At 29.9% G+C, this 20947-nt stretch carries 25 protein-coding genes and 1 pseudogene; 11 read left to right on the forward strand and 15 right to left on the reverse strand.

Translation table 11 applies throughout. The features are described 5' to 3' along the window. Positions 1-9 precede the first annotated feature (9 nt). From AJ939_RS03375 to AJ939_RS03385, 3 genes are read right to left on the reverse strand one after another with little or no spacing between them, the layout of a single operon-like run. Positions 10-477, reverse strand: coding sequence for a tRNA (cytidine(34)-2'-O)-methyltransferase (locus AJ939_RS03375; RefSeq protein ID WP_002921721.1), 468 nt, complete (start codon positions 475-477; stop codon positions 10-12). A gap of 2 nt (positions 478-479) precedes the next feature. Further along, positions 480-1466 carry an alanine racemase gene (locus AJ939_RS03380; RefSeq protein WP_002861602.1) on the reverse strand — a complete coding sequence of 329 codons (987 nt, stop codon included), beginning with the start codon at positions 1464-1466 and terminating at the stop codon, positions 480-482. Next, entirely contained in the window at positions 1467-2444 is a 978-nt protein-coding gene (locus AJ939_RS03385) for a murein L,D-transpeptidase family protein (protein ID WP_004305957.1), read from the reverse strand. Positions 2445-2597: 153 nt separating this feature from the next. Between AJ939_RS03385 and AJ939_RS03390 the strand changes: the two are divergent. The 4 genes and pseudogenes from AJ939_RS03390 to AJ939_RS03405 all read left to right on the forward strand — a co-directional run bounded on the left by AJ939_RS03390 (position 2598) and on the right by AJ939_RS03405 (position 4574). After that, a pseudogene (locus tag AJ939_RS03390) lies at positions 2598-3055 on the forward strand (hypothetical protein). Positions 3056-3141: 86 nt separating this feature from the next. Continuing rightward, positions 3142-3561 (forward strand): copper chaperone PCu(A)C, encoded by a 420-nt coding sequence (locus AJ939_RS03395; RefSeq protein ID WP_053872822.1) that lies wholly within the window; start codon positions 3142-3144, stop codon positions 3559-3561. Between the two features lie 3 nt (positions 3562-3564). Next, on the forward strand, positions 3565-4017 hold the full coding sequence (locus AJ939_RS03400) for a hypothetical protein (RefSeq protein WP_053872823.1): 453 nt from the start codon (positions 3565-3567) through the stop codon (positions 4015-4017). After that, positions 4014-4574: an SCO family protein gene (locus AJ939_RS03405; protein ID WP_070210066.1), complete on the forward strand. Its 561-nt coding sequence runs from the start codon at positions 4014-4016 to the stop codon at positions 4572-4574. The genes AJ939_RS03400 and AJ939_RS03405 overlap by 4 nt, the downstream gene beginning before the upstream one ends. Before the next feature lie 6 nt (positions 4575-4580). Here the strand turns inward: AJ939_RS03405 and cysM are convergent, their stop codons facing one another. From cysM to ciaB, 3 genes are all read right to left on the reverse strand, one after another. Further along, the gene (gene cysM, locus AJ939_RS03410) at positions 4581-5480 is read right to left on the reverse strand and encodes a cysteine synthase B (RefSeq protein ID WP_070276246.1); all 900 of its coding nucleotides are present in this window, start codon (positions 5478-5480) and stop codon (positions 4581-4583) included. Between the two features lie 126 nt (positions 5481-5606). Beyond that, on the reverse strand, positions 5607-5903 hold the full coding sequence (locus AJ939_RS03415) for an HU family DNA-binding protein (protein ID WP_002861608.1): 297 nt from the start codon (positions 5901-5903) through the stop codon (positions 5607-5609). Positions 5904-6004: 101 nt separating this feature from the next. After that, the gene (ciaB, locus tag AJ939_RS03420; protein ID WP_004305962.1) at positions 6005-7837 is read right to left on the reverse strand and encodes an invasion protein CiaB; all 1833 of its coding nucleotides are present in this window, start codon (positions 7835-7837) and stop codon (positions 6005-6007) included. Between the two features lie 61 nt (positions 7838-7898). Between ciaB and AJ939_RS03425 the strand changes: the two genes are divergently transcribed. After that, the gene (locus tag AJ939_RS03425; protein WP_052949397.1) at positions 7899-8312 is read left to right on the forward strand and encodes an acyl-CoA thioesterase; all 414 of its coding nucleotides are present in this window, start codon (positions 7899-7901) and stop codon (positions 8310-8312) included. 39 nt (positions 8313-8351) lie between these two features. Here the strand turns inward: AJ939_RS03425 and kcuS are convergent, their stop codons facing one another. The 9 genes from kcuS to AJ939_RS03470 all read right to left on the reverse strand — a co-directional run bounded on the left by kcuS (position 8352) and on the right by AJ939_RS03470 (position 16291). Beyond that, the gene (gene kcuS, locus AJ939_RS03430; protein ID WP_002867452.1) at positions 8352-8549 is read right to left on the reverse strand and encodes a KCU-star family selenoprotein; all 198 of its coding nucleotides are present in this window, start codon (positions 8547-8549) and stop codon (positions 8352-8354) included. Continuing rightward, positions 8530-10641, reverse strand: coding sequence for a carbon starvation CstA family protein (locus AJ939_RS03435; RefSeq protein WP_070276244.1), 2112 nt, complete (start codon positions 10639-10641; stop codon positions 8530-8532). The genes kcuS and AJ939_RS03435 overlap by 20 nt, the downstream gene beginning before the upstream one ends. A 165-nt stretch (positions 10642-10806) precedes the next feature. Further along, positions 10807-11736: a ribose-phosphate pyrophosphokinase gene (locus AJ939_RS03440; RefSeq protein WP_002861611.1), complete on the reverse strand. Its 930-nt coding sequence runs from the start codon at positions 11734-11736 to the stop codon at positions 10807-10809. A gap of 107 nt (positions 11737-11843) precedes the next feature. After that, a complete protein-coding gene (locus tag AJ939_RS03445) occupies positions 11844-12503 on the reverse strand; it encodes an amino acid ABC transporter permease (protein ID WP_004305969.1) in 660 nt (219 codons plus the stop codon). Positions 12504-12513: 10 nt separating this feature from the next. Then, the gene (locus AJ939_RS03450) at positions 12514-13266 is read right to left on the reverse strand and encodes an amino acid ABC transporter permease (protein ID WP_070276242.1); all 753 of its coding nucleotides are present in this window, start codon (positions 13264-13266) and stop codon (positions 12514-12516) included. A 1-nt stretch (position 13267) separates the two neighbouring features. Next, the gene (gene peb1A / locus AJ939_RS03455) at positions 13268-14047 is read right to left on the reverse strand and encodes a bifunctional adhesin/ABC transporter aspartate/glutamate-binding protein PEB1a (protein ID WP_044780510.1); all 780 of its coding nucleotides are present in this window, start codon (positions 14045-14047) and stop codon (positions 13268-13270) included. A 21-nt stretch (positions 14048-14068) separates the two neighbouring features. Then, a complete protein-coding gene (locus tag AJ939_RS03460) occupies positions 14069-14797 on the reverse strand; it encodes an amino acid ABC transporter ATP-binding protein (protein WP_002865902.1) in 729 nt (242 codons plus the stop codon). A 135-nt stretch (positions 14798-14932) separates the two neighbouring features. Further along, positions 14933-15721, reverse strand: coding sequence for a CheR family methyltransferase (locus AJ939_RS03465; protein ID WP_070276240.1), 789 nt, complete (start codon positions 15719-15721; stop codon positions 14933-14935). A gap of 15 nt (positions 15722-15736) precedes the next feature. Continuing rightward, the gene (locus AJ939_RS03470; RefSeq protein ID WP_002861616.1) at positions 15737-16291 is read right to left on the reverse strand and encodes a CheB methylesterase domain-containing protein; all 555 of its coding nucleotides are present in this window, start codon (positions 16289-16291) and stop codon (positions 15737-15739) included. Positions 16292-16454: 163 nt separating this feature from the next. Between AJ939_RS03470 and rpiB the strand changes: the two genes are divergently transcribed. Genes rpiB through ychF form a run of 6 tightly spaced genes read left to right on the forward strand, consistent with a single transcriptional unit; the run spans position 16455 to position 20932 of the window. After that, positions 16455-16892: a ribose 5-phosphate isomerase B gene (rpiB, locus tag AJ939_RS03475; RefSeq protein ID WP_002861617.1), complete on the forward strand. Its 438-nt coding sequence runs from the start codon at positions 16455-16457 to the stop codon at positions 16890-16892. Beyond that, complete coding sequence (locus tag AJ939_RS03480) at positions 16892-17224, forward strand: membrane protein (RefSeq protein ID WP_002853247.1); 333 nt, start codon at positions 16892-16894, stop codon at positions 17222-17224. Before rpiB ends, AJ939_RS03480 begins: the two co-directional genes overlap by 1 nt. Continuing rightward, positions 17221-17769 (forward strand): adenine phosphoribosyltransferase, encoded by a 549-nt coding sequence (gene apt, locus AJ939_RS03485; RefSeq protein WP_044779227.1) that lies wholly within the window; start codon positions 17221-17223, stop codon positions 17767-17769. The genes AJ939_RS03480 and apt overlap by 4 nt, the downstream gene beginning before the upstream one ends. A gap of 18 nt (positions 17770-17787) precedes the next feature. Further along, the gene (locus tag AJ939_RS03490) at positions 17788-18384 is read left to right on the forward strand and encodes a DedA family protein (RefSeq protein ID WP_002861619.1); all 597 of its coding nucleotides are present in this window, start codon (positions 17788-17790) and stop codon (positions 18382-18384) included. Then, on the forward strand, positions 18381-19832 hold the full coding sequence (locus tag AJ939_RS03495; protein WP_044779226.1) for a leucyl aminopeptidase: 1452 nt from the start codon (positions 18381-18383) through the stop codon (positions 19830-19832). The genes AJ939_RS03490 and AJ939_RS03495 overlap by 4 nt, the downstream gene beginning before the upstream one ends. Further along, positions 19829-20932: a redox-regulated ATPase YchF gene (gene ychF, locus AJ939_RS03500; protein WP_004305979.1), complete on the forward strand. Its 1104-nt coding sequence runs from the start codon at positions 19829-19831 to the stop codon at positions 20930-20932. The genes AJ939_RS03495 and ychF overlap by 4 nt, the downstream gene beginning before the upstream one ends. The last annotated feature ends 15 nt before the right edge of the window (positions 20933-20947 follow it).

Here is a 20947-nt window from a genome sequence, read left to right on the forward strand (position 1 = left end):
TTGAAACTTTTAAGAAACAAAATTGCTAAAATTTTGTCTTAAAGCTTCATAAGAGATTATACCAACGCTTGTAGCTAAATTTAAACTTCTTCCATAAGATTTCATAGGTATAGTTATAGCATTTTCCCAATTTAATTGCATTAATTCCATAGGTAAGCCATAACTCTCACTTCCAAAGAATAAGAAATCATTTTTTTGAAATTCTGCATCAAAATAAGCTTTTTGACTCTTAGTTGTTGCGAAAAAAAAGCGATTTTTATAAATCATATTTTCATTTAAAAATTCTTCAAGATTCTCCCAAATAATAGGCTCTAATTTATCCCAGTAATCAAGTCCTGCTCTTCTAACAGCCTTTTGAGAAATATCAAAAACAGTTGGTTTAACAATATGAAGTTTAAAACCAGCATTAAAACACATTCTACCTATACTACCTGTATTTTGCGGTATTCTAGGGTGAACTAAAACTATATTAAACATGTTTATACTAGAACTCTTTGAATGTTAGGGTTTAATTTTACTAAAATTTCATAGTTAATAGTATGAAAAAAATCAGCCCAAATATCAGCATCTTTAAACACGCAAATTTCCTCACCAGAATTTTCACAAGAAAAACTATCCATTGACATCTTTCCAAGTATTACTTTTCCATTTCCAAGCACTAACTCCCCTTTTCCATTGTAACGGAAAAGACCATCAGCATAACCCAAATCATAAGTTGCTACTTCCATATCCTTTGCAGCAGTAAAAATGCCTCCATATCCTATACTCTGTCCTTTTTGTAAAATCCTTTGACTTAATCTATGAGCATACAAACTTAAAACTCTTTTTAAATTTGATTCCCCATATCCAAATTGAACAAGCCCAACTCTACAATATTCATCTTCAGGAATTTTCCCTCTAAATAATGCTGCAGAATTATGCGAATGAAATAATAAATTTGAAAAATATTTTTTTACTATCTTTTTAGCTTTTTGAAAATTTTCTTTTTGAACAAAAAAACTTCCATCCATTTCATCTGCACTAGCAAAATGTGTAAACATTCCAGTAAGTTTTAAATCACTACTTCGAATAAGATTTATAGCATGCTCTAAATTTTCTACACAAATTCCGTTGCGATGCATGCCTGTATCTATTTTTAGATGTATTTTTATATCTTGCTTGTATTTTTTTACTTGGGAAATATCATTTAAAGCATAAATAAATCGAGAATTTTCATTACCATGAGGACGATGTGATAGTATTAATATATTCTCAAAAAATTCTTCGATTTCTTGAGCTTCTTCTTCACTCTTAACAGCAACAAAAGAAACTCCTAAATTTTTGGCTAATGGAGCTAAAAGCTTAGCTCCATGTCCATATGCATTATCTTTAAAAACGCAAATTAATCTTTGAAAACTCCCTATTTTTTTAGCAATATGTCTTAAATTATATTCATAAGCTTTTTGATCAATTTTTATTAAAGACATTTATTGCTCTGCTAAAATTTTCATTTTACCTTTACTATCTATCTTAACGTATAAAATTTTATCGCCTCTAAACTGATAGTTTTTAGTGTAATAATCCTCATAAAATGAAATTCTATACATAGTTTCATTTTCTAAATTCGGATAAGGGCTGATATTAATATCTGAAAATTTAATCTTTTTATCTTCTTTACGAGAAAAAATAGATTTTTTCATGGAAGCAAACTGTTCAAATTTCATTTTATCAAAACGTTTAAATTCTTGCTCATCATAAAAACTTAAATAGGTATTAGTATCACTATTTGTCCAAGCTAGTTTCCATGTAAAAAGATCAGCCAATAAACTAGCTATTTGATCCTTTTTAGCTCTAATTTTTTCTTTTTCTTCTGTCATAACAAAAACTTTTTTGTCTTGCACAACTTGTGCAAATTTCTCCAAATTGTTATTAAATAAAGCAATACACCCTCTTGTTTTAAATTCATCAAGTCTAGAACCATCTAAAGGATAGCCATGGATCCAAATACCACCACCTGTTTTTCCTTGTACTTTATCAAGTAAATTTGGATAAGTTGTAGCAAAAGCAAAGGGACCATAATAAGGATCACCTGGATTAAACTTACGACCTAGCTCATAAAAACCTACTGGCGTTTTCAAATCTCCTTCTATTTTTTTATCGCCCATTAATCCAGTTATTATTTCTTTTTGTTCAAAATCTTTTCTTATTTTTCCATCCTCGTAAGAATAAACACGGAGAATTTTATCTGTTTTATTTGCAAGCACGATAGCAACATTATCATCATAATATCCGAGTGAAATATTTTTATCTCCTATTTCACTTAACCAAAAATCCTTTTGAGTTAATTCTTTTTCAATCGCTACGCCAACAGCATCTAACCCTTGATTAAGATAAATTTTAACAAGATCTGAGGCATGCAACATCAATGAAGAAAGTGTAATTAATAAAGTAAGTCGTTTTAACAATGTTTTTCCTTAGGTATTTCAAAATTTTTTAAGTCAAAAATGTTTGTGATTATAATATTTTTTTTCTTAAAAAATATTAATTATATTAATAATGCGACCTTATTTATGATATAATTTTTATAAATCATAAAGGCTTGTTTTAAAAGGTTGTCTATAGTGGTAAGAAATTTTTATAGAAATATCTTTTTAGGCATTTTGTTTTTAGCTTTTTATGCATTATATGATAAAAAGAAAGTATATTTAGCTTAAATACATGCCAAGATCTAGCTTGTGACTTAAATTTACAAGATTGTGTTTTTTCTTTTAATAAAAAAATATTGAAGTTTCAGCCTACCCAAAACCTATAAAAATTTTCAATAAAACTACTATAAAAATTAAAAATTCTCCTCATTATTCTAATTTAAAGATTAAAATTTATAGTTTAAATTCCTAATATAGGCGATATCATTCCTAAAAAATTTATATAGTTAATGGTGATATTCTTATAAATTTTATAGTATAGAAGTATTACCAATGATTCTAGATTTAGGGTTGAATTTTTATCCAGCTGGTTTTTTCTTTGATTGTGATGTTACTATGCAAAAAATTTTCAAACAGGTAATACACATTGAAAGATTTTAAAAAATTTATATTCAAATAAAAATATTTTTTGATATAATGAACAAATATTTAATATTATAAAAATAAGGATGCAAATATGAAAAAAATTCTTCTCTTAGGCGCTCTTTTTGCTGTAAATCTTTGGGCTGTTAATGATATAGAGGTAAAAAATGCTTTTGTAAAACAAACTCCACCTCATGCGAAAAATAGTGCTATTTTTCTTACCATTTTTAATAATACTGATAAAGATATTGCTTTAATAGGCGTCAAAAGCGATATCAGTGAAGCAAGTGAACTGCATACACATATACACAAAGATGGAAAAATGATGATGCAAAAAATTCCTGAAATTATTATAAAAGCTCATTCAAGCACAGAGCTTAAATCAGGAGGTTACCATATAATGCTTTTAAAACTAAAAAAACCTATTATTAAAGATATGAAGGTAAATTTAGATTTAAAATTTAATAATCACAAAACCATAGAGTTAAAAAATATTGATTCTAAAGAATTCTAATTAATGAGAAAAATTATTTTTATCCTAGCTTTTGCTTTTGTTATTGCTACTTTATATATTATTTTTGATTTTTATATAATAAAAGATTCTCAAAAAATAACAAAAGCTGATTTTTCCACCCCATTGACTTGCGATCTTAATGTTAAAGACTGCACATATAGTTTTAATAATAAAGAAGTCTTAATTTCCCTAAATCCTAAACCCTTACAATCTTTAGATGTTACAAATCTAAAGATTGTAAATCTAGGAAATTATAACAACTTAGGAATTAAAATTTATGGATTAAATATGTATATGGGTGAAATTAAGCCTAAAATACATCGATTAAATTCAACAGACTATGAAAGCAAAATAGTTCTTGCTACTTGTGTTTTAGATACTATGCGTTTTAGGGTAGAATTTATGGATAATAATAAACCCATAGGGTTTTATTTTGATTTTGAGCTAAAAAAATGAAAAAAAATATTATTTTATTTATAGTTATAGTTGCCATTATTTTAGGTGTAATATTTTTTATTAAAAATCATCAAAATTCTTATGATTTTATCTTGAAATCAGATTTAAAAGAGGAAGCCACCCTAAAAGATTTTAAAGGAGATAAGCTTATTATCTATTTTGGATACACTTATTGCCCTGATGTTTGTCCGGCAACTCTTAGTTTAGTAGGCAAAGCCTTAAAGCAAATCAATAATCCTAAGGCTCACCTTCTTTTTATTTCTTTAGATCTAAATAGAGATAATAACTTAAGTAATACAAACGAATGGTTACGATACTTTTACCCAAAAGCAGATGCTTTAATTGCAAAAGATGAAAAAACTCTTCAAAAAATAACAAAACAATATAATATTCAATATCAAAAAATAGATCTAAATGATTCTTTTATGGGTTATTCTATAGCACATAGCAATATGCTTTATCTTATTGATGAAAAAGGTCATTTTTATAAAGAAATTAGCGATTTAAATCCACAAGAAATTTTAAGAGAACTTAGAATTTTTCTAAATTCTCAATAATCATACTTAAGCAAAAAGATCAGTTGAGAGGTATCTTTCAGCCGTATCGTTTAGCATAGTTAAAATTCTTTTATCTGGAAATTTCTTTGCTAGCATACTTGCGGCAAATACATTTGCTCCACTTGATATACCTACCATTAAACCACTTTTGGCAAGTTCTTTGGCTGTATTTATAGCATCTTCATTACTTACCGTGATCACTTCATCTATAACTTCTTTATTTAAAATAGCAGGTATAAAATTCGCCCCTATTCCTTGTATTTTATGGCTTCCCGCTTCACCTTTGCTAAGCAATGGAGAATTTAGAGGCTCGACTCCAACAATATGCACTTTTTCTAATTTTTCTTTTAGTATTTCCCCAACTCCACTAATAGTACCGCCAGTTCCAAAACCAGCTACAAAAATATCAAGTTTATTATCCAAATCTCTTAAAATTTCTAAAGCCGTATTCTTACGATGCGCATTTTTATTTGAAATATTTTCAAATTGAGAAATCATAAAAGAATTTGGAGTATTTAACAATATTTCATTTGCTTTATCAACCGCTCCTTTCATTCCTAAATTTGCAGGAGTTAATTCTAACCTAGCGCCAAAGAGTGTTATCATTTTTCTTCTTTCTAAACTCATAGATTCAGGCATTACAGCAATAAATTTAAGTCCCAAATCTGCACAAATCATAGCCAAAGAAATTCCAGTATTCCCACTAGTTGCTTCAACTATTGTAGTATCTTGATTAATTTTTTTACTATCTAAAGCATCTTTAATTATTTCAAAAGCTGCTCTATCTTTTATAGAATGACTAGGATTTAAAAATTCGCATTTAGCAAAAACATTGATACCAAATTTTTTCAAATGTATAATGGGAGTATTTCCTATAAGCTCACTTACTTTTTCATGTACTTTCATAATTTTAATATCCTTTTTTATTTAATAATGATAGTTTTATAAAAGTTTAAAAAAATAAAGTAAATAAAAGATGCAAAATATCCGAATCAATCAAGAAAGAAGGCTAGAATTTATCTAGCCGAAGTTTTATTTTTTCTTTTTGTTGCTTGCTTTTGCAACAGCTTCTTTAAGGTTTTTACCTACCTTAAATTTTGCAACTCTTGTAGCAGGAACTTTAATTGTTTTTCCTGTGCTTGGTACTCTAGCTTCTCTAGCAGCTCTTTCTTGAGTTGAAAAAGTACCAAAACCAATAAAACTGATGCTATCACCTTTAGCTAAAACATCAGTAATAGTAGAAATAACTGCATCAGTAGCAGTAGTAGCGTCTTTTTTTGTTAGCCCAGCTGTTTGAGCAACTAATGAAATGAAATCTGCTTTAGTCATAAAAGCTCCTTTGTTTTAATTGAAACGCCTAATTTTAGCATATTTAAAAAACAATATCAAGTAAAAAACAGCTTTTTTTAAGTTTTTTTCAAAAAACTTTATTATTTTTTCTTATATCTTTCAAATTCTCCGCTATTATCAATTTCATTACCAATTTTCTCGTATAAATCATAATAAAATTTAACAAATTCTTTACACTTAGGCATAATAGGAAGAAAAATATCATCTTCAATTTCACAAAATCTACTTAAAAACTCTTTTGCATCAAGTCTTAAAGCATAGTGTTTTGCCAATTCATGATAATTTTTTAAAGTTAGTTCTTTAAATTTTTCATAATGCCCTAAATCAAAATTTATCTTCAAATTATTATTTTCAAAAATCAATACTTCACTTTCAAAAAGCAAACTAAGATGAATAAGTCCTTCTGTATAATAAGGTCTAACTTCATCAACCCTTTGCCAAGAAATAAGTCCAATAGCCCTTTTTATAAGTTCATGAAAAACAGGCATTATCAAGTCATCTTGTTCGTGATAAAAGAAATTTATAAGTCCACCTGTAGTAGCTTTATATTCTTCTATATTTTTAAAAAAACCACTCTGATTCATTGTTTTTTCAGTATCATTAGCAATAAAAAATATATGACCAAATTCATGGCCTATAGTTGATACTTCATAAACCCTTTTCCAAATTTTTTCCTGATAAAATAAAATATTTCTTCCAAAATCCAAAAATTCTTTATCAAAAATCTCGCTAGAAATTTTCATAAAAGGCTTTGTTTTAGCATTTTCATATACAAAATTTATAAAGGCAAATATTTTTTTGCCCGCCTTAGAACTTACAAACTCATCATTTGGAACGACTTGAGCTGAGAATAAACCTTTAAGTTCAGCACCATAAAATATCATCGGAGTGCAAATATAAAGTTGAGTTTTTTCTATATTAGATAAAACTTCTTTTTCTAATTCACAATCTTCAAGTCCTATATTTTTATAAACATGTTCAAAACTTTCCTTAATTTCACTACCAAATTTCAAAACATCAAAATCATTCTCATCTTCTATTCTTATATCCCATTCTAATGCCACCGCATGAGTATAATTATCTTCATAATATTCTAAAGGATGTCCCACTTGTAAAGGTGATTTTACTTTCATCCAAGCAAATTCAGCTTCTTGCCAAGCTTTTATAACCCTATCTTCATCTTTTTCGCAAAACGCCAATTTTAATTTTTCAAAATATTCTATATAAGCTTTTTCCTCTTCGTTGCTAGCAAATATTTTTAGTTGATCAATCATATTTTCAAAAGCAAATTCTAATTTTAAAATTTCATTCTCGAAAAATCTCGCATAAGGAACAAATTTCCATAAATTTCCTATTCTAACTAAAACACCATAGCTTCGCTCACAAATTTCTCCTTCTGAAGTTTTTTGATATAAACGATTTTTACGCAAAAATTCCATTGCATCATCTAAATTTGGAAATTGAGTAGATAAAATTTTATTATTTTTTTCTATAATTTCTTTAGTCCAAGAAATTTCAAAAATATTCATAATTAAACCTATATTATGCACTCCTTGTATTAAGGACTGATAAAAATTATTTAAAAGCTTTTTCTCTTTTATTTCATTAATTAAATTTTGATGTTCTTTTTCATAAAACTTTCTAATCTCTTCATAGAACTTATGTTTTAACTCTATAATCTTATCTTCCTTAAAGTTGTTTTTTTTCCACTCTTGAACTAAATTTTCTTCCTTTAAATCAACCAAACGCCTAAGTATGGCTAGCATAGTTGTTTTATCTTGTTTTAATTCGCTTAAAGAAATCAAAGATCTAAAATACTCACCCACATCTTCTTTGTCTAAAAACTCATATAACGCATTATTTCTTTCTTTGTATTTTCTAACCAATTTAGCTATTTCTTTAAAATTATTCATACTTTTATTCTCCTTTTTAACTTTTTTAATTATAATTCATTTTTTAAAATAAGGAGTAAAAATGAGAGATATGGGAGAACCAAAATTAAAAATTGTAGCCATGCCAAGCGATACAAATCCAGCAGGAAATATTTTTGGCGGATGGATACTTTCACAAATCGATTTAGCAGGAGCTATCGCAGCAAGAGAACTTTCTCCTGAACGCGTTGTAACCATCTCTATGGATAAAGTAGTTTTTAAAGAACCTGTTTTTATAGGTGATATAATTTCTTGTTACTCTAAAGTTGTAAATGTGGGCAACACTTCAATCAGCGTTGAAGTAGAAGTCACAGCTCAAAGAGTGGATTCTCAAGGTTGTACTTCTTGCATTAATGTAACTTCGGCTTTAGTAACTTACGTAAGTGTTACAAGAGATGGAAAGAAAAAGCCTATTACTGAAGAACTTAAAAGAATTCATGGCTTTTTAAATGCTTAAAGCTTATTTTGTATGATAAAACTTTATCCTTTAAGCTTATCAGCATTTATTTAAACCGCCACTATTATATTTTTTATCTAGACATTCTTTGAAAAATTCCCCTCTGGTTTTTGGAATTTTTCCTGGATGTTTTTGTTTCATGTGTTCTAAATACTTATCATAACTAGAAAGTCCCACCAAGGGATGAAAAAACCTTTCGGCTTTTTCATAATAATACTTAAATTTTTTGAAATTCATCAATCTTAATATACTTAGTTTCTTTAAGAGGAATTTTAATTTTACCTAAGCAAATTCCTATACAAGAAATTATAACAAGCAAGGTAGCTATCATAAAGAACACACAAAGAATTGCATTAAGTAAATTTCCAACTTTACTTTGAGTGGCTATTGAAATTTCTTTTTTAATTGTAGAAATTTCTTTTTCATCTTTAGTGTTATTTAATTTAAATTCTAAATCTTTAATTTTTTGACTTTGTATGCTAACGGCGGCTACATGACTTACCGCATTTGCTACTTTATTGCCTTCTTCATAAGGCATAATTTTTTGAATTCCTCCATACAGAGTTGCCACTAAGACAAATACCGCAGGTACTAAAGTAACCCAAGTATATCTTGCCTTGCCCATTTTTACAAGTATAGTTGTAGCAAGAAGCAAAGCCATACCCGCAAGCATTTGATTACTCACGCCAAAAAGAGGCCAAAGCGTATAAATTCCTCCCTTAGGATCAATGGCACCTTGATAAAGAAAATATCCCCAACCTGCAACACTTAAAGCCGTAGCCAAAAGTCCAGCTGGATAATTATGAATATCTCCTAAAGGTTTATAAACATTACCCAATATATCTTGCACCATAAAACGACAAGCCCTTGTCCCAGCATCCACCGCTGTTAAAATAAATAAAGCTTCAAACAATATAGCAAAATGATACCAAAAAGCCATCAAATCCACGCCGCCAAAAAGTTCATGCAAGATCAAAGCTACACCTATAGCAAAAGTTGGAGCTCCACCTGTTCTTGAAAGTATAGTATGCTCTCCTATATTTGTAGTCAAAGTAGTAATTTCTTCAGGAGTAATGCTAAATCCCCAACTTGAAATGGTTTGTGCTACACTTACAACATCTGTTCCTATCAAAGCAGAGCTTGAATTTATAGCAAAATAAAGACCTGGATGTAAAATACAAGCACAAATTAAAGCCATAATCGCCACAGCACTTTCAGCAAGCATAGAGCCATATCCAACAGCTAAGGCATGAGTTTCGTTTTCAAGCATTTTAGGAGTAGTTCCACTAGAAATCAAAGCATGAAAACCACTGATCGCACCACAAGCAATGGTAATAAATAAAAATGGAAATACTCCACCTGCAAATACTGGACCTGTTCCATCAAAATACTGAGTATTTGCTTTTGGCATTTGCAAATCAGGAGCAACCAAAACAATAGCTACAGCCATTACCACAATAACACCGATTTTCAAAAAAGTTGAAAGATAATCTCTTGGAGCAAGTAAAAACCACACAGGTAAAACAGAAGCAATAAAACCATAAGCCATCATAACAATTGCCAAAGTTGGAGCTTCTAAAGTAAATATTTTAGCCCAATAAGGATCAGCAGCTATAACGCTACCATAATGAATAGCCAAAATTAAAAGCACAAAACCTATTATAGAAGCCTCCCCTACTCTACCTGGACGGATAAAACGCATATAAATTCCCATAAATATTGCTATAGGAATAGTCATTGCGATAGTAAATAAACCCCATGGAGATTCTGCTAAAGCTTTTACAACCACCATAGCTAAAATGGCAATAATAATAAGCATAATGCCAAAAATCGCCACCATAGCAACTCCACCTGTAAATTTACCCATCTCATCCTTAATCATTTCGCCAAGACTTCTACCTTTTCTACGAGTAGATATAAAAAGAACAACAAAATCATGCACAGCACCCGCTAAAACTCCTCCTACTAAAATCCAAAGCATAGAAGGCAAATATCCCATTTGAGCAGCCAAGATAGGTCCTACTAATGGACCTGCTCCTGCAATAGCAGCAAAATGATGTCCAAATAATACAGCCTTATTTGTAGGCACAAAATCACGCCCATCATTTTCTACAAGTGCTGGTGTTGCGCGATTTTTATCAAGTTCTAAAACCTTATAAGCTACAAAATGCCCATAAAATCTATATCCTATCATATAAATACATACAGCAGCAACCACCAAATAAATCGCTGATACACTTTCGCCATTTTGTAAAGCTAAATAACTAAAACAAATAGCGCCTAAAGTTGCAACAAGCAACCATAAAATTTTAGTACTTAACTGAGTCATATTTCTCCTAAGAAAATAAAATATTTTCAAAGAATAACAGATTTATAGATTAAATTGTATAGAAAGATGTTTAGTTTTTTCACATTTTTAAAAAATATATATTTTTTGTTTCTTTAAGTAGCATAAAAATGAAAAGCTTAAAAACAATCTTTAAGCTTTTTTAATCTAAATAAAGAGAGAATTTACACTTTCGTTATGATAAACACGACGTATTACTTCAGCAAAAACAGATGTAACACTTAATACTTTAATATTTGGTAATTGCTCTTTTAAAGGTATGGTATCTGTTACTACAAGCTCATCTAAAGCTCCACTTGCTATTCTCTCATAGGCTTTTCCACTTAAAACTGCATGAGTACAGCAAGCCATAACAGATTTTGCACCTTTTTCTTTTAAAGCTTCTGCAGCTTTAACTATAGTGCCAGCAGTATCAATAATATCATCTACTAGGATAACTTCTTTATCTTTTACATCTCCAATGATGTTCATTACTTCACTTTCATTGGCTTTTTCGCGACGCTTATCAACTATAACTATATCAAGTCCTAAATGCTTTGCAACACTCCTAGCTCTTGCAACACCGCCTATATCTGGACTTCCTATAATAGCATTTTTAAAATGTTTGGCTTTAATATAATCATTAAAAACTATACTTCCATAAAGATTATCTACTGGAATATCAAAAAAACCCTGAATTTGTCCTGCATGCAAATCTATCGTAGCTACGCGATCAATCCCAGCTGCCTGAATCAAATTAGCCACAAGTTTAGCAGTAATTGGCACTCTAGGATTTGCTTTTCTATCTTGTCTCGCATAGCCAAAATATGGGATAATAGCCGTAATCGAATTTGCACTTGAGCGACGCAAAGCATCTGTAAGAATTAAAAGTTCCATTAAATTATCGTTTGTAGGAGCACAAGTACTTTGAATAATAAAAACATCCTTTCCGCGTACGCTCTCATCAATTTGAACACTAATCTCCCCATCACTAAACCGTTTTACTCCAGCATCGCTTAAAGGCAGGGAAAGATATTTAGAAACTTGTCTTGCAAATTCCACATTAGCTGAGCCTGAAAAAATTTTATAACCTCGCATAAAAAACCTTAATCAATAAAATTATGAATTAATACAAAGGATTTTAATAAAAAAAATGTTAAAAACTGCTGTAAATTTAAAAAGCTTATATAAAAATATAAGCTTTTTTAAGAAATGTAAGCTGTCTTTTTGGCATAATATCTTACCAACATAGAAAGTGAAAAACATATTATAAAATAGATTCCCGCAACAACACCTATCATCGCTAAAATTTCTTCAAAACTTGTTAGTTTTGCCAATATAGTTTTTGAGTTATAAGTAAGCTCAGCTATACCTAAACCCGCTAAATAAGCTGTATCCTTTACAGTGGTTACAATTTGAGATAATAAAGCAGGTACTATTTTTCTAAAAGTTTGTGGTAAAATAATATAAAAAAGAGTAAAAAATTTACCAAAACCTTGAGAATAAGCTGCTTCAAACTGACCTTTTGGTATAGAATTTAATCCACCTCTAATAATTTCAGCCATAACCGAACTCGTATAAAGTGAAAATCCTATAGTACCCCAAAAAGCTTGAGGAAATTGTCCAAAAAATACAGGTAGAACAAAACAAGCTGCAAGCATCCATAATAATAAAGGAGTATTTCTAAAAATATCTATATAGCAAGCTGCTAAAAATTTACTTAATCTATCCCCATAATTTTTAGTTATAGCTAAAAAAGTTCCAAAAACAATCGAAATAATACAAGTTGCTAAGGCTATTTTTAATGTCAGAAATAAACCTTGCATTAAAAATTCAATATTTTGTGCATTAAAAACATTTTCCATTAACAACCCTTTATCTCGTTAAATGTGCTTTTTTTAATTTATTTTCATAAGCCTTTGCAAAATAAGCCAAAGGATAACAAATTATAAAATATAAAACCGCTGCAAATATATAAGCTGGCGCATAATTTCCATAATCAGCTGCATAACTATCAGCAGAATGCATTAACTCAGCTCCACCTACAATAAGCAATACAGAGGTATTTTTGATTAAATTTACCATTTGATTTGTCATCGGTGGTAAAATAATTCTAATGGTTTGAGGTACTATGATATAACGCATTTGCTGAATATAAGTAAACCCTTGAGAAGCAGAAGCTTCAAACTGACCTCTTGGCACAGCCAAAATTCCACTTCTAACCACCTCGCTTACATAAGCTCCGTGATAAGCCCCAACACCCAATATACCAATAGTAAATATATCAAGTCTTATACCTAAAATAGGCAAGGCATAAAACAAAAAGAAAATTTGTATTACCAAAGGAACATTTTGAAAAAGCTCTACGTAAATTCTAGTGTAGGCTCTGATAATTTTAAATCTACTTATAGCCATAACTCCGCCTATAGTTCCAAAAATTGTAGCTATAAGCAAAGCAAGAATGCTTACTTCTAAAGTATAAATAAAACCATTAATAAAAGCATCTTTATTATCCAAAGCATCTAAAAATTTCCATACCGCAAAAGGGCTTATACTATTTTCATCATATAAACCCCAAGAAGTAAGAATTTGTCTTAAATGTTCAACAAAACCTACACTTTCATTCATATTATAAACCCCATTTTTTCGCTAAAGCATCAATTTCACTTTTATGTTCTTTTACAAAATCATCAACATATTTTGCAAAAGCTGGATCATCTTTTTTGGTTACAATACCATAACTTTGTGGTTCAAAACTATCTGGTAAAATTTCACTTTTATCATCCACATAACCTAACAATATTGATTTGTCTACAGAAAACGCATCAACTCTTTTAGCATCTAAAGCAGCTTTTATACTTGGATAATCAGGAAATTCACTAAATTTAACATCGACACCAATTTTTTTAGCAGCTTCACCTATAGCTTTTTTTGTAGTTGCAGCTTGAGCTACTCCAATATTTGCACCTTTCATATCAGCTAAAGATTTATAATTTTTTTCTTTTAAAACTAAAAGCCCTATAGCATCTTGATAATAAGGTTCTGAGAAATTATAAATTCTTTTTCTCTCTGGAGTAATAGTAAAAGTTGCTATCACTGCATCTACACTACCATTATCAAGCAAAGGGCCTCTTGTTTTAGCATTAACTGCGACTAGTTTTATTTTTTTATCATCACCTAATATACTTTTAGCTAGCAATTTGGCAACATCTACTTCAAAACCTTTAATTTCACCTGTTGCTTGATCAAGTAAAGCATAATGTGGAACATCATTTTTAACACCAACTATTAATTGTCCTTTAGATTTAATAGACTCAAGTTTACCTTCTGCTGCATTAGCATTACTGAATGCAACACAAGCACCTAGAGCAAAAACTGCCAACTTTAATAAAGATTTTCTAAAAACCATTTTTTCTCCTTTCAATTTTGGTTAATTTTTAAGAATTTTCCCTAAAAAGAGTCGCGCTCGTTCGGTTTTTGGATTTGAGAAAAATTCACTAGGAATATTTTCTTCCACAATAGCGCCATCTTCCATAAAAATAATCCTATCTGCTACTTCTTTTGCAAAACCCATTTCGTGTGTAACAACCACCATGGTAGTATTGCTTTGGTGTGAAATTTCTTTCATTACATCTAAAACCTCTTGTATGGTTTCTGGATCAAGGGCTGAAGTAGGTTCATCAAATAAAATATAGGGTTTTTTAGTACAAAGTGATCTTGCTATAGCAACGCGCTGTTGTTGTCCGCCTGAAAGGGTTGCTGGATAAACATTTGCTTTATCCACTAAACCTACGACTTTTAAATACTTAAAAGCTGTTTCTTCAGCTTCTTTTTTAGATTTTTTTTGAAGTTTCATTGGAGCTAAGGTTAAATTTTGCAAAACCGTCATATGTGGATATAAATTAAAATGCTGAAAAACCATTGCACAATATTTTCGACAAATTTCAATTTTATTTTTATGATTTAAAACAAGATTGTTAACTACGACCTCTCCTGAACTAACTTCTTCAAGCCCATTCATGCAACGGATAGTTGTACTTTTTCCACTTCCACTTGGACCTATAATAACAAGCTTCTCACCTTCTTTAACAGAAAGATTAATATTCTTTAGAACATGATGAGTTCCGTAGTATTTGTTTACATTTTTTAATTCAATCAAGTTTTTTCCTTTATTTTTAACTAAATATAAAATTAATTAAAATTATTTTATCATTAAATAAAGAAAACTACTTCAAAATGTAACTTATTTTTACTAATAAATTTCTAAAGTGTAACTTTTAGTAATTTTTAGAATTCATACTTTTTCATAGTAAACACCTCTTGGAGAGAAAATCTTTTTAAAATAAATAGTCTCTGGAATTAAATCAGCATTGCCAACATAAAGCCTTCCTTTATCATTTAAAATTCTATGAAATCTCTCCATAAGTTTTAGTTTTGATTCATGATCAAAATAAATAATCATATTTCTAGAAGCTATAATATCAAATTTTCCCAATCTTGAAAATTTTTCTTCAAAAACATTGCAAAGTTCAAATTTACAAGTACAAAGCTCATTTTTATTAATAGTATAAAATTTATCTTCGCTTTCTAAAAAAAACCTTCTTTTTTCACTCTCGCTCAATCGCTGTAAAGTTCTTCCTTGATATTTTCCAAGTTTTGCTTTTTCAATCACGCTTGAATTAATATCAATGCCTAAAACATACATATCTTTAATAAAATTCTGTGCAGCCAATAATGCCAAAGAATATACCTCTTCTCCACTTGAACAAGGGGCGCTTAGGATATTTACTCTCTTTTCTAAGCTTTTGGCATAATAAATTATTTCTTTCAATTGAGCCAATTCTCTTAAAAAATAAGTTTCACCTATGGTTACAAAATCTAAAGTTTCTTGTTTAAGTTGTCTATTACTTTTTAATTTTCCCAAAAATTCGGAAAAATTTTTAGTATTAGTTCCTTCAAGAAATTTATTCAACTTTAAAGCTAATATATTTTTTTTATCGGTTAAATCAATACCGCTCATTTCGTTGATAATTTTTATAAATTCATTAAGTTCTAATTCGCTAGGAGTTATTTTTTTTTCCATGTAATTTTCCTTTTATTAATCCTGATCAATAAAATTTATAATTTCTTTTTTAATTTCTTTTAAGCTCATAGGTTTTAAATGTGGATTCATATCTTTTGCTCTTTTTGGCATACCATAAACGACGCTATCTGCCTCATTCTCACATAAACATCTAACCCCTGTTTTATAAAGCTCAAATAAACCTTTTGCGCCATCATCTCCCATACCCGTTAAAATAATAGCAAGTATTTTATTTGTTTTTGCCAAAGAAACAGCGGAATGAAAAAGCAAATCTACACTTGGCTTAAAACTTGATACCACATCTTGCCAAGAGGCTACAATATTTAAATTTCCAGATAAAATAGTATTTTTAGGGCAAATATAAATTTTATTGCTTAATATCTCTTTATCGTTCAATAAGCACACTTCACTAAAAGCCTCTTTATTAAATTGCCCCACAAAAGATGGAATAAAACTAACACTCATGTGTTGAGCTATAACTACACAAGTATTTTTTATATCAATATCCTTTAAAAGAAATTTAAGCTGATTAGGACCACCTGTTGAAGATCCTATGAGTATGAGCTTCATTTTCTTCTCCCCTTAATTTATTGAAATTTTATTTTTCTTGTCGCAAATTCTAACATATATAAAGAAAAATAAAGCTTATTTTTAAAAAAAGAAAAGCTGTTTTTATGATTTAATATGATAAGATTAGATTTTTATCTTATTTTATATAGTAATTAGGAAACCAATGCTTAGGGAAAAAATTTATATTGCTAGTGATCATGCTGGTTTTGAATTAAAAGAAAAAATTTGCGTATTTTTAAAAGAAAAAAATATAATTTTTAACGATTTAGGAACAAACACTTGCGCAAGCTGTGATTATCCTGATTATGCACATTTACTTGCCGAAAAAATAGACAAACGAAGCTTTGGCATTCTTATTTGTGGAAGTGGAATTGGAATTTCTATTGCAGCAAATCGTCATAAAAACATTCGCTGCGCATTATGCCATGAAAGCTTAAGTGCGGAACTTGCAAGAAGACATAATGATGCCAATGTTTTGGCATTAGGTGGAAGATTAATCGGGATTGAATTAGCTACAGATATTATAGAAAAATTCATTCAAACTCCTTTTGAAGAAGGGAGACATATGCAAAGAATTCAAAAAATTGAGGTAAAAATATAATGTTTACAAACTGGCTTGTTTTAACTATATTAATTTGTGCAACTATCTATCTGATTGTAATGTTGTTTTACTATAAAACTCTACTTAATAAAGAAAAAACATCAAAAGATTTTATCAAAAACAATCTTGATGATACTGAGATTGTTATTAGAAAACTACAAATCCAACTTCAAAGAAGTCTTGGAAATATAGATATACTCACAGAAGAGCTTAATAAAATCAAAGCAGACCTTACATCTTTAAGAACTAGAAATTCTCAATATCGTTTAGAAAATGACAAACTAAGACAAAGAATTAAAGAATTAGAAGCAAAAATCGAGGCATTATTATGATAAAACTAACACAAGAAGAACAAAAATACCTGCTTGATAGCATTAGAATTATTGCTGATTTTCCAAAAAAAGGAATTATTTTTAGAGATATTACCACTCTACTAAATAACAAAGAGGCTTTAAATTTTCTACTTAAACATTTAAAAGAACGCTACAAAGATTACAATCTAGACTTCATAGCAGGAACAGAAAGCAGAGGATTTATCTTTGCATCTATGATTTGTGCAAAACTTAATCTTCCTTTTGTGCCTATTAGAAAACCTGGAAAACTCCCTTTTGAAACCTTTAGCTGCGAATATGATCTTGAATATGGCAGCGATAAAGTAGAACTTCATAAAGATGCATTTAAAAATATTCAAAATGCAAAGGTTTTACTTGTAGATGATTTAATAGCAACTGGCGGAACAGCTATAGCTTCGTATGAACTTATTCAAAAAGCTGGAGCAAAATGCGTTGAAGCTTGTTTTTTAATGAATCTTAAAGATTTAAATGGAGCAAATAAACTTGAAAAACTTACTTCAGTTTATAGTGTTTTAGAAATTTAAAACTATAGAAAGGCGCAAATGGAAGAATTTTTAAAAAATTTACTTTACCAATACAAAGATCTAGCATATATTATTATTTTTTTATGGTGTATTTTAGAAGGGGAGTTGGCTTTAATTTTGGCAGGTATTTTTGCCCATCAAGGACATGTAAATTTAGGCTTTGTTATATTTATAGCAGGACTTGGTGGTTTTGTAGGCGATCAAATTTATTTCTATATAGGAAGATATAATAAACGCTACATACAAAAAAAATTAAAAACCCAAAGGCGTAAATTTGCAGTAGCACACTTACTTTTACAACGTTTTGGTTGGCCTATTATTTTTATACAACGCTATATGTATGGCTTTAGAACCATTATACCTATGAGTATAGGAGTCACGCGTTATAGTGCAAAAAAATTTGCTATTATCAATCTTTTTAGTGCTTGGGTTTGGGCATCAATCACTATACTTTTAGCTTGGTATTTTGGAGAACAAATTTGGAAGATGGTGACTTGGGCTGAAGAACATTGGTATTATGCAGCCATTATTATTATAGCTTTTTTATCCCTTTTATTATTTGGTTTTAAACAAATGGAAAAAGCTATACTTAAAGATAAAAGGAAAAAATCATGAAATTTGAATTAAACGATAAAAAACTAGATGCTATAAAAGCAGACTTTGAACTTATTTTTATACAGGATAAAAATTTAAAAAATTTTAACAAAGAAAAAGATTTTTTTAAACTTAATAATTACAAAGGCGAAGGTGTATTACTAGACTTAAACAATAAAAAGCTTTATTTAGAGCTTAAAAGCCTTGCTTATGAGGATATAAGATTAAGTCTTTGCACAGCATATAAAACTCTTGAAAAGCTTAATATAAAAAGCGTAAAACTTCCTAGCATAATAGGAGATTGTGTAGTTAGAAGTTTTACATCTTTAGTTGAAGGCGTACTTTTTGGAGCTTATAAATTTGATAAATATAAAAGCGAGAAAAAAACAAGCACTTTGGAAAAATTTATTATTTCAAGCGAAGAATTAAATGGTAAGAAATTTAATAAAGATGAAGCTAAGATAGGCTTGGAGCGTGGAGAAATTTTAGCTAATGCCACAAATTTTACTAAAAATATAGTCAATGAAATTCCTGAAATTTACACCCCTTTAAAAATGGCAGAAGATGCGCAAAATTTAGCTAAAGAAAATAAAAACATTATTTGTAAAATTTATGATGAAAAATTTTTGGCCAAAGAAAAAATGAATGCTTTTTTGGCAGTCAATCGTGCCTCGGTACATCCACCACGCCTCATTCATCTAAGCTATAAAGCCAAAAATGCAAAAAAACGTGTTGTATTTGTTGGAAAAGGCTTAACTTACGATTGCGGTGGATTAAGCTTAAAACCAGCTGATTTTATGCTTACAATGAAAGCTGATAAAAGCGGTGCAGCAGCAGCAATGGGGATCATAAAAGCCGTAGCCGAGCTTGCTTTAGATTTAGAAGTGCATTGTATTTTAGGTGCAACTGAAAATATGATAGGCGGCAATGCTTATAAGCCTGATGATGTGTTAATCAGTCGCGAAGGCGTAAGTATAGAAGTAAGAAATACAGATGCAGAAGGACGCTTGGTTTTAGCTGATTGTCTTTCTTTTGCACAAGATTTAAAACCTGATTTACTTATCGATATGGCAACACTTACTGGAGCTTGTGTTGTAGGACTTGGAGAATTTACAAGTGCTATTATGGGAAACAATGAAGAATTGCAAAATGATTTTTATCTAAGCTCTAAAAAAAGTGGAGAATATACTACAATCTTACACTTTAACCCCCACTTAAGAGAACTTATAAAATCAAATATTGCCGATATTAGCAACACTGCCTCTAGTCGCTATGGAGGCGCAATTACCGCGGGGTTATTTTTAGATAAATTTATTCGTAAAGAATATAAAGACAAATGGTTACATCTTGACATAGCAGGACCTGCTTATACGGAAAAATCTTGGGGATATTCTAGTTTTGGTGCAGGTGGAGCTGGAGTTAGAATGTGTGTTAATTATTTAATTCAAATTTTAAGGAAATCTAAATGAGTTTAAGCGTAGGTATAGTAGGACTTCCAAATGTTGGCAAATCAACGACTTTTAATGCTTTAACTAAAGCACAAAATGCCCAAAGTGCAAACTATCCTTTTTGCACTATAGAGCCTAACAAAGCCATGGTTGAAGTTCCTGACTTAAGACTTAATGAACTTGCTAAAATCGTAAAACCTGAAAGAATTATGCATTCTTTAATAGAATTTGTAGATATCGCTGGACTTGTTAAAGGTGCAAGTAAGGGTGAAGGCTTAGGAAATAAATTTCTTTCAAATATACGCGAAACTGAGGTTATTTTACACATAGTGCGTTGTTTTGATGAAGAAAATATCACCCATGTTGAAGGTGGAGTTAATCCTTTGCGTGATGTAGAAATTATCAATACAGAACTTATTTTAGCAGATATTGAACAACTTAGTAAAAAAATAGAAAAACTCACCAAAGAAACCAAAGCCAACCAAAAGGGTGCTAAAGAAAGCCTCGAACTTGCAAATTCTTTACTTGATCATTTAAACAAAGGCTTAGCTGCAAGTTCTTATCCTGAAAAAGAAAGCGAAATTTATCAAGCCTTAATCAAAGAATTAAGACTGCTTTCTGCTAAAGAAGTGATTTATGGTGCAAATGTTGATGAAAATGGTATTAGTGAAGATAATGATTATGTAAAAGCTTTAAAAGAATATGCTAAAAAAAATGATCATGAAGTTATCAAGCTTTGTGCAAAAATCGAAGAAGAATTAGTAGGATTAAGTGATGAAGAAAGTCGTGAATTTTTAAGTTCTCTAGGAGTTAACGAAAGCGGTCTTGATCAAATCATACGCACTGCTTTTACTAAGCTTGGACTGATCAGTTATTTTACCGCTGGTGTAGTTGAAGTGCGTTCTTGGACAATCAAAAAAGGCTGGAAAGCACCAAAAGCAGCGAGCGTGATTCATAATGACTTTGAAAAAGGCTTTATAAAAGCTGAAGTTATTTCCTATGAAGACTATATCCAATACAAAGGCGAAAATGGCGCCAAAGAAGCAGGAAAGCTACGCCTTGAAGGAAAAGACTATATCGTTTTAGATGGCGATGTAATGCATTTTAGATTCAATGTTTAGGCAAAATAGCCTAAA

This window comes from Campylobacter sp. BCW_6889 (assembly GCF_001762535.1).
In the GTDB taxonomy this organism is placed as follows: domain Bacteria; phylum Campylobacterota; class Campylobacteria; order Campylobacterales; family Campylobacteraceae; genus Campylobacter_D; species Campylobacter_D jejuni.

Coding starts and splice junctions, on each gene's coding strand:
- AJ939_RS03375 (WP_002921721.1), bottom strand. CDS start 477: ATGTTTAATATAGTTTTAGTTCACCCTAGAATACCGCAAAATACAGGT.
- AJ939_RS03380 (WP_002861602.1), bottom strand. CDS start 1,466: ATGTCTTTAATAAAAATTGATCAAAAAGCTTATGAATATAATTTAAGA.
- AJ939_RS03395 (WP_053872822.1), top strand. CDS start 3,142: ATGAAAAAAATTCTTCTCTTAGGCGCTCTTTTTGCTGTAAATCTTTGG.
- AJ939_RS03400 (WP_053872823.1), top strand. CDS start 3,565: ATGAGAAAAATTATTTTTATCCTAGCTTTTGCTTTTGTTATTGCTACT.
- AJ939_RS03405 (WP_070210066.1), top strand. CDS start 4,014: ATGAAAAAAAATATTATTTTATTTATAGTTATAGTTGCCATTATTTTA.
- cysM (WP_070276246.1), bottom strand. CDS start 5,480: ATGAAAGTACATGAAAAAGTAAGTGAGCTTATAGGAAATACTCCCATT.
- AJ939_RS03415 (WP_002861608.1), bottom strand. CDS start 5,903: ATGACTAAAGCAGATTTCATTTCATTAGTTGCTCAAACAGCTGGGCTA.
- ciaB (WP_004305962.1), bottom strand. CDS start 7,837: ATGAATAATTTTAAAGAAATAGCTAAATTGGTTAGAAAATACAAAGAA.
- AJ939_RS03425 (WP_052949397.1), top strand. CDS start 7,899: ATGAGAGATATGGGAGAACCAAAATTAAAAATTGTAGCCATGCCAAGC.
- kcuS (WP_002867452.1), bottom strand. CDS start 8,549: ATGAATTTCAAAAAATTTAAGTATTATTATGAAAAAGCCGAAAGGTTT.
- AJ939_RS03435 (WP_070276244.1), bottom strand. CDS start 10,641: ATGACTCAGTTAAGTACTAAAATTTTATGGTTGCTTGTTGCAACTTTA.
- AJ939_RS03440 (WP_002861611.1), bottom strand. CDS start 11,736: ATGCGAGGTTATAAAATTTTTTCAGGCTCAGCTAATGTGGAATTTGCA.
- AJ939_RS03445 (WP_004305969.1), bottom strand. CDS start 12,503: ATGGAAAATGTTTTTAATGCACAAAATATTGAATTTTTAATGCAAGGT.
- AJ939_RS03450 (WP_070276242.1), bottom strand. CDS start 13,266: ATGAATGAAAGTGTAGGTTTTGTTGAACATTTAAGACAAATTCTTACT.
- peb1A (WP_044780510.1), bottom strand. CDS start 14,047: ATGGTTTTTAGAAAATCTTTATTAAAGTTGGCAGTTTTTGCTCTAGGT.
- AJ939_RS03465 (WP_070276240.1), bottom strand. CDS start 15,721: ATGGAAAAAAAAATAACTCCTAGCGAATTAGAACTTAATGAATTTATA.
- AJ939_RS03470 (WP_002861616.1), bottom strand. CDS start 16,291: ATGAAGCTCATACTCATAGGATCTTCAACAGGTGGTCCTAATCAGCTT.
- rpiB (WP_002861617.1), top strand. CDS start 16,455: ATGCTTAGGGAAAAAATTTATATTGCTAGTGATCATGCTGGTTTTGAA.
- AJ939_RS03480 (WP_002853247.1), top strand. CDS start 16,892: ATGTTTACAAACTGGCTTGTTTTAACTATATTAATTTGTGCAACTATC.
- apt (WP_044779227.1), top strand. CDS start 17,221: ATGATAAAACTAACACAAGAAGAACAAAAATACCTGCTTGATAGCATT.
- AJ939_RS03490 (WP_002861619.1), top strand. CDS start 17,788: ATGGAAGAATTTTTAAAAAATTTACTTTACCAATACAAAGATCTAGCA.
- AJ939_RS03495 (WP_044779226.1), top strand. CDS start 18,381: ATGAAATTTGAATTAAACGATAAAAAACTAGATGCTATAAAAGCAGAC.
- ychF (WP_004305979.1), top strand. CDS start 19,829: ATGAGTTTAAGCGTAGGTATAGTAGGACTTCCAAATGTTGGCAAATCA.